Source organism: Gracilibacillus lacisalsi DSM 19029, assembly GCF_000377765.1.
GTDB lineage: Bacteria > Bacillota > Bacilli > Bacillales > Amphibacillaceae > Gracilibacillus > Gracilibacillus lacisalsi.
Map to the genome: position 1 here is coordinate 32,876 of NZ_KB898673.1, position 13,330 is coordinate 46,205.

Genomic DNA, 13,330 nt, shown 5'->3' on the forward strand with positions numbered 1-13,330 from the left:
TATGTTTAGAAGAAAACCAAAATTAAATAAGAAACAGAACAGGAAAATAGAAGATCTTCGCTTTCAAGGTAACCTCAATGATGATATCAAAATCATCAAAGAATTGTTTGGGGATAGTTCTGATTTAGTTGTTCGTTTTATTGACAATGAAAAGGAGAGCTCTGTTGCCGTTCTGTATCTAGACAGTTTAATCGAAAGGGAATCGATTGAAGAATATGTAATCAGTGAACTAAACGAAAACTATAAGCAAGATCAAAATTTAAGAGAACTTCATTTTGCTACGATAAAAAAAGAAGCTACATCGTCTATAAAGGACTCCCTTACATACTTGTTACAAGGATATTCCCTTGTTTTAAGAGAGAATCAAACAAGTGGAATTGCACTTGACACGGCAGGTGGGGAGAGACGTCAAGTTTCTGAATCTGAAGTGGAGACAGTTGTCCGCGGGCCAAGAGAGTCCTTCAATGAATCGTTACAAACCAACATCGGTTTAGTCAGAAGACGTCTCCATACGCATAAATTAAAGGTTCATGAGATGAAGATTGGCGAGTTATCCCAAACCCCAGTTGCTATATTAGGCATTGATGGGGTTGTGAAACCAGAAATGTATGAGGAAGTTAAAAGCCGTTTGGAGAAAATCGAAATAGATGGCATTCTTGATTCTTTATATTTAGAGGAAATTATTGAAGATCCAAATGGTTATACGCCATTTCCAACCATTTTTAATTCAGAAAGACCTGACCGAATTGCAGCTGGTTTGTTAGAAGGTAGAATTGCCATTTTGTTAGAGGGCAGCCCAGGTACCTTATTGGTGCCAGCTACAATTGGCTTATTTTTGACATCGAATGAAGATTATTATCAACGATATGATTTTGCAAGTTTTCTTAAAATGCTAAGAGGTTTTGCGTTTTTTTTATCTGTTGTTTTACCAGGTTTTTATGTAGCGTTGCTTACTTATCATCAGGAAATGATACCGACACCACTACTTATTGCCTTAACCGGACAACGAGAAGGGGTACCATTTGCAATAGCTATTGAGGTACTTTTCATGGAGATAACGTTTGAAATATTAAGGGAAGCAGGACTCAGGCTCCCTAAAACAATTGGTGCAGCAGTATCCATCGTGGGTGGATTAGTGTTAGGACAAGCAGCAGTAGAAGCTGGTCTAGTTGGACAAGCAACCGTAATTGCCGTTTCGTTAACGGCAATATGTTCTTTTACAACACCTTCCTATAACTTAGCAATATCGGCAAGATTGCTAAGGTTTGCGCTAATAACATTATCTGCCGTTCTCGGAGCTTTTGGCTTAATTTTTGGGCTAATATTTATGTATATCCACTTGACTACACTGCGCTCCTTTGGTGTTCCATATTTAACTCCTATTGTACCTTTTCATAAAGACAATTGGGGAGATTTATTGATAAGAACACCATGGTGGGCGATGAGAGAACGGCCAAATGAGGTTGCAGGTGAAAACAAGGATAGGATGTCTGATTCAAGAGATAATAACCATTTAAATAGGAGACAAAAAAAGTGAAAATAATAAGATTAGCTTTGCTATTTGTTTGTATTGTACTTTTAAGTGGTTGCTGGGATAAGAAAGAATTAAATGAAGTTGCTGTTGTAATTGGAGTTGGTATTGATAAAGTTAGTGAAAATGAGGGGGTTTATGAAATAACAGCACAGGTAATCAAACCGCAAGAAGATGATCAACAAGGATCAGAATTACCAACATGGAGTGTGACAGCTCAAGGTGAAACGATCATGGATGCGATTAAAAATTTAAATAGACTTTCCCCACGACGGTTATACTGGTCCCACCTTCAGATTATCATTTTTAGTGAAGGATTAGCTAGAGAAGGTGTTGCGCCGATTATCACATGGTTTGAACGAGATAGAGATAGTCGTGCTGGTTCCTATGTAGTAGTAACCCGAGACAGTGCCCAAGATTTATTAAATCAAAAAATAGAGCTTGGCAGTATTCCGGCAAAAGCAATGAGTGACCTTTTAGATTCAGCTGAACAGCGACAAATTATTGCCAGGAAAGTTAAACTGCGTGACTTTACTACAGTATTAACAACGCCTGGAATTGATCCATCTCTTGATGTGATACAACCGAAAAACATACGAGGAGAAGTGGAAGCTTACGAGCTGAATGATGTTGCCGTATTTAAAGACGATCAACTAGTGGGATATATTGGTGGCGCTATTATGTCGGGTACTGAGCTTTTGAAGGACACATATGATTATTTCATTGTAGAAGGAGTATGCCCTGGGAATGAGGAGGGTTTTTTTTCCTTTCAGTCCACTGACTATGAAAGTGAAGATGAGCTGACATTAAAAAACGAGGAATTGACCTATAAATTGGATATATTCGTAGAAGGAAACCTTTCTGATCAGACATGTTCAGCAGATCTACTAGATCCGGAGAGAATGGAGCAGGTGGAAAAGGAAATAGGTGAAGTGATTACCTCACGGATTGAGAATGAATTTGAACGTGCAAAAGAGATGGGTTCAGATATTTATGGGATTGGGCAGAAATTGAGAAGAGTCTATCCGGATGCATGGAAAACAGCTCAAGATCAACCAGATGAAATGCTTGAAAAAGTGACATTTGATATTCAAGTGGAAGCAAATATTCGAAGGTCAGGATTAATTATCGAACCAACTCAAACGGAGATAGAGTGAAAGGATGCTGAAAGATGTGGTTTGCTGGATTATCACTTCTATTTATAGTGCTTATCATTATAGATGCTAAACAGTTATGGAAAAGAAAAAATAAAAGAGAGTTAATTCTGTATTTCTCTTTTTTAACAACAGCTTATTTTTTGTTCATCGTCAACAGACTACACCTTTTCTCGCTAGAATCATTTAGTTCCATTCAAATCATCACGGATTTTGTTCAACTTTTCTTACCAATAGACCATAAAATTTAGTTTTCCTTTGTGATTTGCTGTAATATTTGGGAGATAACCTCTTAGAGATAAGATCACAATATAGTGAAAAGCGCCTTAACATTGTTAGGGCGTTTAATAAGACAAGTATAAAATCAGTGCAATGATGAGCGGTTTTGCTCGAAAAAGTTAGCTGAAGGGCAACCCCTACGGAGGGAAGTGGGCAACCAGAGCGGTGGTTAAGCTATTCAAGTATTTCATAATGGCTACTAGGGAATTGTAGATCTACTGAGCATATAAAATTGCTTTAAGAGATCGCAAACCTAAATTATTCCTTTGACACCAAGACAACTTGCCGTTATGATAATAGAAGTAAAATCCTAGTAAATTAATGGGGAAAGAGTGATTTGGATGGAAACAACAACGAAACTACAAACTATAAATGAAGTAGAAGAATCCGTGCAACCAAAAGATTCAAATTTAAATAAACCACAAATGCCACTTATAATTGGTGGATTAGCGGTTGGTTTGATATTAATGATTTATTTAATGTTCACCCAAAATAGTGTTCAACCGTTATTATTAGTAATTGGTTTGTTACTTGGTTATACATTGTTCCATGCACGCTTTGGTTTTACTTCTGCATTCCGTAGATTTATGTCTGTTGGAAATGGGCAGGCGTTACGGTCACATATGTTAATGTTAGCAGTTGCTGTTACATTATTTGCTCCTATTCTAGCATTTGGCTTTTCATTCTTTGGAGGAGAAGTTGCTGGTTATGTGTCACCAGTTGGAGTAAGTCTCGTTGTAGGAGCCTTCATGTTTGGGATAGGGATGCAATTAGGCGGAGGATGTGCTTCTGGTACCCTCTATGCAGTCGGTGGTGGACGCTCTGTCATGTTTGTCACGCTATTATTCTTTATTATTGGCTCAACAATAGGAGCCTATCATCTACCGTTTTGGACAGAAGATTTACCAGCCTTTGAACCTGTGTCTCTAGCAACATCTACAGGACTTGGCTATGGTGGTGCTTGGATCTTATCGATTGTATTATTTGGATTAATAGCTTGGGTATCCTTAGTTGTAGAGAAAAAGAAACGTGCACCTAAAATGGCTCCCTTACCTTCTGAAAAAGGATGGCGCAGGATTTTCCGAGGGTCATGGCCATTATTTGCTGCAGCAATTGTTTTGGCCGTTCTTAATGCCTTAACATTAATGACGCGCGGTGCTCCATGGGGGGTTACCTCTGCTTTTGCTTTATGGGGCTCGAAAGTAGCACAATTCTTCGGAGTCGATGTAGCTAGTTGGGGATATTGGCAAGGCGCAAACGCGTCAGCATTAGAGGCATCTATTTTTGCTGACTCTACTACTGTGTTAAATTTAGGTGTTATTCTTGGGGCATTCCTCGCATCAGCAGCAGGTGGGCTCTTCAAATTTTCTAAAATAACTGGAAAAAATGCGCTGGCATCTGTTATAGGCGGTCTACTGATGGGCTATGGTGCCCGCCTTGCATTCGGATGTAATATCGGTGCTTATTTTGGCGGAATTGCCTCCTTTAGCCTTCACGGTTATATTTGGGGGATTCTAGCATTAGCAGGCACTTTTGTGGCACTATATCTCAGACCTTTGTTTGGATTGTCCGTACCGAAACCAAAAGATTCATTTTGTTGATAAGGAAAGAAAAAATCACCATGCGGGATATACCCATGGTGATTTTTTAATCTATAGTTTTTATAACTATGATTAGATATTTGTACTCATTTAAATGTCAGTAAAGTCGCTAGTATGTTATATTAAAGTGTAATGATTATGGAAAGGATGTTCCTTCATGAAGAAAACCGTAGTGTTAGCGGAAAAGCCTTCTGTTGCTCGGGATATAGCTCGAGTATTACAGTGTAATAAAAAAGGAAATGGCTTTTTAGAAGGTCAAAAATATATCGTTACCTGGGCGTTAGGACATTTAGTTACACTAGCAGATCCCGAGGTTTACGATGATAAATATAAAACATGGAAACTGGATGAATTGCCGATGTTACCAGAGCGTTTGAAATTAGTAGTAATTAAGAAAACCGGCAAACAGTTTCAATCAGTAAAAAGTCAGCTTGTTCGAAAAGATGTGCAGGATATCGTGATTGCTACGGATGCTGGACGAGAAGGGGAATTAGTGGCTCGTTGGATTTTGGAAAAGGTTCGTGTGAACAAACCCTTCAAAAGATTATGGATCTCTTCTGTAACAGATCAAGCGATTAAGCAAGGTTTTCAAAACTTAAAACCAGCCAAACAATACGATAACCTCTATGCATCAGCAGTTGCTCGCTCAGAAGCTGACTGGTATGTCGGATTGAATGCAACGAGAGCGCTAACGACGAAATATAATGCGCAACTATCAAGTGGTCGTGTACAAACCCCAACTCTGGCGATGATTGCATCAAGAGAAAAGGAAATTAAACAATTCCAGCCGAAAAAGTATTTTCAAATCAAGGCGCGAACAAAGGACGGCATTACTCTAACTTGGCGAAATACTAAAGGAGAAACACGCCTGTTTGATCAATCAACGGCAAAAGAGCTTCAATCCAGATTGCAAAATAAACCGTTAACCGTCACTCATATCGACAAAAAGAATAAAAAAAGCTATGCACCTAGCCTTTATGACTTAACCGATTTGCAGCGAGATGCAAACCGTATTTTCGGTTTCTCCGGAAAACAAACATTATCGATCATGCAGAAGCTATATGAACAGCATAAAGTATTGACTTATCCAAGAACTGATTCTAAATATATTTCTACCGATATTGTCCCGACATTAAAGGAACGAGTGACAAGCTGTGGAGTAGGTCCGTATGCGAAGACAGCAAACAAAATAAAAAAACAGCCGATTAAAGCTCATAAATCGTTTGTTGATAATAGCAAAGTTTCCGACCACCATGCGATTATCCCGACAGAAGAGCCGGTGTATCTATCGAAATTATCTGATCAGGAACAGAAAATATATGATCTCGTAATCAAACGTTTCTTAGCTGTTTTATTGCCGCCATTTCAATATGAGAAGATTGAGTTGCAGGCAGAAGTAGCTGGTGAAATATTTACTGCTAGTGGGAAAAATGTGATTGACCAAGGCTTTAAAGCGGTGTATAACCATGACAATGACGATAATGATGAACAAAAAATCAGTGAAATCCAAGAAAAGCATGTCTGGGAAAAACCAACCTTAACATTGAGCGAAGGGGAGACAAAACCGCCAGAACGCTTAACAGAGGGGACATTACTACAAGCGATGGAAAATCCAGCGAAGTTTTTAGAACAAAATGAAAAACATGCATCCAAAACGCTACAAGCTACTGGTGGATTAGGAACTGTTGCAACGAGAGCGGATATTATCGAGAAATTGTTCAATACCTTTTACATCGAGAAAAAAGGAAAATATCTTCACCTTACGTCAAAAGGTAAACAACTACTGGAGCTTGTACCAGCTGATTTACGTTCTCCGTTGTTAACAGCAGAGTGGGAGAAGAAGCTGAACCAGATCGCAAATGGCCAACTGAAGAAAACAGCCTTTATCAGTGAAATTAAAGGATATACCAAGGAAATCGTACACCAGGTGAAAACGACGGATGCCAAGTATAAACACGACAACATGACCGGTACGAAATGTCCTAAATGTGGAAAGCTTATGTTAGAAGTAAATGGAAAGAAAGGTCGCATGCTTGTCTGCCAAGATAGAGAGTGTGGGGAGCGTAAGCCGATCGCCAAGAAAACAAATGCACGTTGCCCAAATTGCCATAAAAGAATGGAACTACGCGGACAAGGTGAAGGACAAACCTTTTCTTGTGTATGTGGATATCGTGAAAAGTTATCTTCATTTCAAAAACGAAAAGAAAAACAAGGCAAGAATAAGGCAACGAAACGTGATGTAAACAAATATATGAAACAGCAGGACGACGAATTTACCAACACTGCATTGGCAGATGCACTTGCGAAATTAAAGAAGAAATAAAAGAAAAAAACAACGTGATGGTTAGCTCCGTCACGTTGTTTTTTCTTACTTGTAAAGAAAGTATATAGTACGCGGCATGATAGTGTTTTTGTATTATAGGTGGTCATTTGGAAATGATATGTAGACGGAAAGCAACGCTCCGGCTGCCCGCTTCCCTTTCCGTGGGGTTTTACCTTCAGCTAACTTTTTCAGGTTTTATACAATGTAAAATAAAAGACATAATGTCCGTATGTTAAAAAAATGTAGATCGTTTTTTAGCGTAGGCCACTCACTTTCACATGGCTACTAGGTCAATCACCCGATCTTCTTACACTTATTGACAAGTCACCCTTGCACATCGGTAAAAAATATACTATAGTAAAAATACGTTCGTATTGAATTTTTTTCCACCTAAGAAAATCAAAGTAAATAAATGATGAAAATACGCCTCAAGTCTTACATCAAAATATATCTATAGCCCATTATCCAAACCGATAAGACAAACTATCATATAGAGATGGAAGGAGGGGGCGAAGGTGAAAAAAGTTTATCTTCTTTTCACAGATACTGGAACGCTTTTATCGCGTATGATTAATCTGTGTACAAAATCAACTTTAAATCATGCATCGATTGCTTTTGATTCTTCTTTAACAGAAGTATATAGTTTCGGAAGAAAGCATCCATATAATCCTTGGATTGGCGGGTTTGTTAGAGAAAATTTACGCACTCCATTTTTTAGTCATTCGAAATGTGCAATTTATCAATTATCGATATCAGATGATACATATTATGTATTAAAGCAACGGATAGAAAAAATGGAAGCTGAAACAGATCAATACCGCTATAATTTGTTAGGTCTATTTGGGGTCCTCTTAAACTTGGAATGGCAACGCGAACACGCTTATTTCTGTTCGGAATTTGTCGTTACCATCTTGAAAGAGGCGGGGATTTACGTTGATGAGAAACCGGCATGTCTGGTGAAACCGCAGGACTTAAAAGAGTGGAAAGCGTTAGAATTAATTTATCACGGTGATTTACCCGTTTATTTAGAGCATCATGGTGGTTATCAAGTGAAAATACCATTATGGAAAAGAATTTATAGTTAACGCAATTATTTATATATTAATTTTTCAAGAGTCTTTAACAAGGCTCTTGTTTTTTTGGTGAAAGCTCGCTATTGAATATTCCAGTCACAACATTTGCCCAGTTTTTCATAGAATATCTTGAGTAAATGTTTAGGAGGAAAAGAATATGTACCCATATTACCAGTACGGCTATCCGCAATATCAAATCTATCCTTATGATTTCCGGCAAAATATTATTAATGGGCAGGCGACTTGGACAGAAGGCGGAAATATAACCCAATGTAATATTCCTTGGTCTTATAATCAATACATGACAGTAGCGGTCAGCACCAATTCCCCTTATCAATGTGGTCAAACGATTAAAGTAAGAAACCCGCAGAATGCTAGAGAAGTTATTGTGATGGTCGTGGATACAGTACCGAACGCACCGGAAACAAATTTAAACTTGCATCGCAGAGCATTTGAGGCATTAGGTGTAAATCCATCTGTAGGAGTGTTGTCCATTCAATTTGAACCCTCTCCAGAATTGGAGCAGGTTAAATGGGGGAAGTATTTGTTAGAAGTTACCCAGACCGCTTATCCGAACTATAATGTGACAGATTATAGTTTTGTTGAAAAAACACAACCGTCGCAAAATCAAGTGAGAGAAGTCTACGATTATTCTTTACAAAACACGCAAGAACGGATAACTGTCAGAGGAACAGTAGTTTATAACCCGACAACAGAACGCGTTATATCATTTGATATTAGAGAACTATAGAATGAGAGCACTCGTTTTCCGAATGGCGGGTGCTTTTTTTAGTTGGTAAAGAAAGTATAAACGCAGATGTCTAGCCCCGACCTCCAAAAACTAGGAGATTTCCCGAGAGCGCCCTACTATTTAGACAGAATAACATGTCTAATCATATAAGCATATATCCAATCATTTAGAATATATATGTAATTACCATAGAGGTTTGAGCAGTACTAGGGTATCAAACACATTTTTGTTAAGCGGTTACATGCAAAAGTGAACACTTTGGTTACTAAACAAATTAATGTGTTACATATTTATTTTAGGGGGTAATGCACATGAACAAAAAATGGTTAATGGTAGTGGCAATTTTCTTCAGTTTAGTGTTAGTGCTGGCCGCATGTGGAGGTTCATCCGAGTCTGGAAATGATGCTGAAGATAACCAAGCGGACACAGAAACTCCAGTAACAGAAGAAAGCAATGATTCTGAAACTGATAGTGAAGAATCATCTGGAGAGACTATTACTTATCGTCTAGCAGATAATCAACCTGAAGGTTATCCAACGGTAGTAGGTGTTGAAGAATTCGCTAGATTAGTAGAAGAAAAAACAAATGGGCGATATAAAATTGAAGTTTATGCAGGTGGGCAATTGGGGGATGAAGTAAGTGCCATCGAACAAGTTCAGTTAGGGTCCATTGATTTTGCCCGTGTAAACGCATCTCCATTAACGCAATTTAATGAACAAATAGGTGTATTATCTATGCCTTATCTTTTTGAAAGTGAAGAACAGAAGTGGGAGAAGTTAAATGGAGAAATAGGAAAAGAACTTTTGGAAACATTTGAAGGCTCTGGTTTAGTTGGATTAGCTTTTTATGATTCCGGGGAAAGAGCATTTTATAATACAGAACAGCCTGTAACATCTCCAGATGATTTAGCTGGAATGAAAATTCGTGTCCAACAATCTGATTTAGCGATTTCAGTTGTCGAAGCACTTGGAGCTTCCGCTACACCAATGGCATACGAAGAAGTATATTCCGGTCTTCAAACAGGAGTTATTGATGGAGCAGAAAATAACTTTCCAAGTTACTATACAGTTAACCACTATGAGGTAGCACCATATTACACATTACCAGGTTATACGGGGACACCCGAGGTAGTAATTGCCTCTCAACAAGTTTGGGATACCTTAAGTGACGAAGATAAACAAGCATTTAGTGAAGCGGCACTTGAATCTGTTGAAGCGCAGCGTCAAGCTTGGGCAGAACTTACAGAAGAATCACGAACTGCGGTGGAAGAAGCTGGGTCTGAGATAACAGAAGTAGAAGATATTTCAGAATGGAGAGATGCTGTTCAACCTGTATATGATGAATTTGGTGACCAATACGGAGAATGGATCGACAAACTATCAGATTAGTCAAATAGAATAAGAAAGGGAGAACGTCTCGTCCCTTTCTTTATTCTGGGGGGAAATAGTATGGGTATTTTAAAAAAAATCAAACTACTGATTGATAAGCTATTTTTATTTACGGCACTAACTATGCTTTCAGTGATGGTAATTGTTATTGTGATACAAGTTTTCTCTCGACAGTTATTTAGTTATACTCCATCATGGTCAGAAGAGCTTTCCAGGGTGTTACTGATCTGGATTAGCTTTTTAGGAGTGGCATACGGTGTGAAGGAAAAGCTGCATATTGCGCTCGGGCTTTTTGTTCATATGCTGCCAAAGCCGGTACAGCATATATTGGACCTGTTTTCCAAGTTACTACTAATAGGATTTGGAATCATGATGGTTTACTACGGTTATCAATTTACCGTGTTAATGGGTGGCTCGACAATGCCAGGCTTAGGATTGAAGTCCAGCTATTTATATGCATGTATTCCGATTGGGGGAGTTTTTCTGATATTGTATGGAGTTGAACTATTATTTCAACGTGGATTGTACAAGAACTATACTGAAGAGATAAGTGAGGATGAGGATTATGGAAATAACCATACTGCTAGGTAGCTTTGTCCTATTATTATTACTTCGTGTACCAATTGCATTAACCTTAATCATATCCTCTATATTAACAGGTTTATATATGGATATCGATCCAGCGGCTATATTACAACGTATGGTAAGTGGGATGAATTCGTTTTCGTTATTAGCTATTCCATTCTTTATTTTAGCTGGTGAAATAATGAATGAGGGTGGCATTTCGAGGAGGCTGATTAACTTTGCCAATGTCATTATAGGTAAAATCCGCGGAGGGTTAGCTATGGTGAATGTGCTGGCTAGTACTTTTTTTGGTGGTATTTCTGGATCAGCTCTAGCGGATACATCTTCACTAGGTTCTGTACTTATTCCCATGATGAAGAAAAACGGATATGATTCGGATTACGCGGTATCGGTAACGATTTCAAGTGCTGCGCAAGGCGTTTTAATTCCTCCCAGCCATAATATGATTATTTATTCAACAGCTGCCGGCGGTGTTTCGGTAGGAGCCTTGTTTATGGGAGGGTTAGGACCTGGGCTATTGTTAGGATTGGCATTTATGATATTGACCTATATGATTGCTGTAAAACGAAATTATCCAGCAGGTGATATTATTAAGAAAAAAGATGTTCCGAAGATTCTTTGGGAAGGCATATTAGGTTTATTTACAGTGGTTATCATTATGGGTGGAATTCTTAGTGGTTTCTTTACAGCTACAGAATCGGCGGCAATAGGTGCACTTTATGCCTTTATCATCACCTTTTTTATCTATAGAGAAATAACATTGAAGCATATGAAAGTAATCCTGCATAAAACATTTAAAACGTTAGCGATGGTTATGTTCCTAATTGCAACATCTTCTTCCTTTGGATGGCTGTTAGCGTTATTGCAAGTACCAAAAATGGTATCGGACACATTGATCGGTATTTCACCGAATGATTATATAACCATATTATTTATTGTCCTCATTCTATTGGCATTAGGGATGGTAATGGATATGGCACCACTTATTTTAATCGCTACACCTATTTTGTTGCCAGTTGCGATGAATGTTGGAATTGATCCGGTTCACTTTGGTGTATTACTTATTTTGTGTTTAGCAGTAGGGCTTGTGACACCTCCAGTTGGCTCAGTGTTATTTGTTGGTTCTGCGATAGGGAGGATCTCGGTTGAAAGAGCATCACTTGGAATGCTTCCATTCTACGCAGCCATGATTGTAATATTATTAGTAGTAGCCTACTTCCCACAAGTATCCCTATTCCTGCCAACACTGTTTGGCTATTAGCCGTATGATCTATATAAGAGTAAACACACGCATTCCGTTTTCACGAAATGCGTGTGTTCCTAATTTAACGAAATAGTCCCCGGCAATGGAAAAAATGTGCAAAAAAGTGGGTATAGATTATCTCCCGGTAAATCCGGGCTGAGTGCGGACATTTACCAAATTGAACCAAATGACGAATTAAATGTCCGCTCAAGCAACCTTTCTCCAAAATCGAATCTGAACGACTGACTGAGTTGGGGAGGAACTTGATTTGAACTGTGACACGCATGGTCCTAGTAAAAATAAGCCTCGGGTCTTAGTCTAAAATATATCCGCAGTCCGTTACCCAAATCGATGAGACAAGCTATCATTAAGTTATGGAAGGAGGGAACGCAATTGAAAACATTTCTACTTATCAGTTTAGCGGTGATCGCCTCAATCATTTTATTAGCAAATCTAGGTCCGATGATCATGCTATTGATTAGTGTGGTACTTGCTTACTATGGTGTGAAGCAATTCATCTTAGCGAATACTACCGGAAAAAAAGTCGGCTGGGGAATAGTCATCTTAATCGGTGTTTCCATGTCACTGTCGAACATACCGGCACTAATCGGTGTAGTAGCTTTAGTCGTATTGTATTACAGTTATAAAAAATATCAGGAAGAAAAAGAACGTCAAGATTACTTAGAGTGGGACAAGCTTTAATTCAAATGAAGGAGGAATATAATATGTCAAACTTATTTACACGTATTAAAGATTCGGTGATGGCAGATTTACACGAGGCTATGGATCGAAAAGAGGAGAAAAATCCAATCGCACACGTTAACCAGTACATTCGTGAGTGTGAGCAGGAAGTAAAGAAGATCAAACGGTTGGTGGAAAAACAATATGAAATAAAACAGGATATTGCAAAAGAATTAAACCATGCCAAAATGATGGTTGAAAAGCGTAAACGCCAAGTCCAATTAGCAGAAGAAATGCAAGAAACGGAATTGAAGACGGAGGCACAAACAGAATTAGAGCAATTCGAAGCACGCGTTGCTCATTTAAATGAAATGTCCGATAAATCAGTCAAAGATCTAGAAACCCTTGAGACAAAATATGTCCAAATGAAACAGAAATTAAAGGATCTATATGTTAAGCGACTGGAATTACGCAGCAGAGAAAATGTTGCTCGTACGAAACAAGGGATGAACAAAGTGTTGGAAACCGAATTAGTTTCTAAGAGTGCTTCGAAATTTGCAGAGCTTGAGAGCTACATTGAACGCATTGAACAGCGTGTTCAATCAGATTATCGCCTGCATACTTTAGATGCACGCTTTCAAGAATTAGAAAAAAAAGCTACAACAAACAACTAAAAACATGCTATCCTATAAAGAGGAACTACGATCATGGTGGAGTAATT

Annotated in this window: 12 protein-coding genes; all 12 read left to right on the top strand. The window is 38.4% G+C overall.

Going from position 1 to position 13,330, the window contains the following annotated elements:
• Nucleotide 1 precedes the first annotated feature (1 nt).
• The 12 genes from D569_RS0116115 (at nucleotide 2) to D569_RS0116170 (ending at nucleotide 13,283) form a co-directional block, all read left to right on the top strand.
• Entirely contained in the window at nucleotides 2-1,537 is a 1,536-nt protein-coding gene (locus D569_RS0116115) for a spore germination protein (RefSeq protein WP_018933462.1), read from the top strand.
• Nucleotides 1,534-2,688, top strand: a complete 1,155-nt coding sequence (locus tag D569_RS0116120) for a Ger(x)C family spore germination protein (protein ID WP_018933463.1) — start codon at nucleotides 1,534-1,536, stop codon at nucleotides 2,686-2,688. Before D569_RS0116115 ends, D569_RS0116120 begins: the two co-directional genes overlap by 4 nt.
• Nucleotides 2,689-2,702: 14 nt before the next feature.
• Nucleotides 2,703-2,936, top strand: a complete 234-nt coding sequence (locus D569_RS0116125; RefSeq protein ID WP_018933464.1) for a hypothetical protein — start codon at nucleotides 2,703-2,705, stop codon at nucleotides 2,934-2,936.
• Nucleotides 2,937-3,305: 369 nt separating this feature from the next.
• The gene (locus D569_RS0116130; protein ID WP_018933465.1) at nucleotides 3,306-4,565 is read left to right on the top strand and encodes a YeeE/YedE family protein; all 1,260 of its coding nucleotides are present in this window, start codon (nucleotides 3,306-3,308) and stop codon (nucleotides 4,563-4,565) included.
• 157 nt (nucleotides 4,566-4,722) lie between these two features.
• Nucleotides 4,723-6,888: a DNA topoisomerase III gene (locus D569_RS0116135; protein WP_018933466.1), complete on the top strand. Its 2,166-nt coding sequence runs from the start codon at nucleotides 4,723-4,725 to the stop codon at nucleotides 6,886-6,888.
• A gap of 515 nt (nucleotides 6,889-7,403) precedes the next feature.
• Nucleotides 7,404-7,973, top strand: coding sequence for a hypothetical protein (locus D569_RS23075; RefSeq protein WP_018933467.1), 570 nt, complete (start codon nucleotides 7,404-7,406; stop codon nucleotides 7,971-7,973).
• 145 nt (nucleotides 7,974-8,118) lie between these two features.
• Nucleotides 8,119-8,712, top strand: coding sequence for a DUF3889 domain-containing protein (locus tag D569_RS0116145; protein WP_018933468.1), 594 nt, complete (start codon nucleotides 8,119-8,121; stop codon nucleotides 8,710-8,712).
• A 311-nt stretch (nucleotides 8,713-9,023) separates the two neighbouring features.
• Nucleotides 9,024-10,100 (top strand): TRAP transporter substrate-binding protein, encoded by a 1,077-nt coding sequence (locus tag D569_RS0116150; protein ID WP_018933469.1) that lies wholly within the window; start codon nucleotides 9,024-9,026, stop codon nucleotides 10,098-10,100.
• A gap of 60 nt (nucleotides 10,101-10,160) precedes the next feature.
• Nucleotides 10,161-10,691 carry a TRAP transporter small permease gene (locus D569_RS23080; RefSeq protein ID WP_018933470.1) on the top strand — a complete coding sequence of 177 codons (531 nt, stop codon included), beginning with the start codon at nucleotides 10,161-10,163 and terminating at the stop codon, nucleotides 10,689-10,691.
• On the top strand, nucleotides 10,666-11,946 hold the full coding sequence (locus D569_RS0116160; RefSeq protein ID WP_018933471.1) for a TRAP transporter large permease: 1,281 nt from the start codon (nucleotides 10,666-10,668) through the stop codon (nucleotides 11,944-11,946). Before D569_RS23080 ends, D569_RS0116160 begins: the two co-directional genes overlap by 26 nt.
• A 375-nt stretch (nucleotides 11,947-12,321) precedes the next feature.
• Nucleotides 12,322-12,630: a lmo0954 family membrane protein gene (locus D569_RS0116165; RefSeq protein ID WP_018933472.1), complete on the top strand. Its 309-nt coding sequence runs from the start codon at nucleotides 12,322-12,324 to the stop codon at nucleotides 12,628-12,630.
• Nucleotides 12,631-12,653: 23 nt separating this feature from the next.
• Nucleotides 12,654-13,283: a PspA/IM30 family protein gene (locus D569_RS0116170; protein ID WP_018933473.1), complete on the top strand. Its 630-nt coding sequence runs from the start codon at nucleotides 12,654-12,656 to the stop codon at nucleotides 13,281-13,283.
• Nucleotides 13,284-13,330 lie beyond the last annotated feature (47 nt).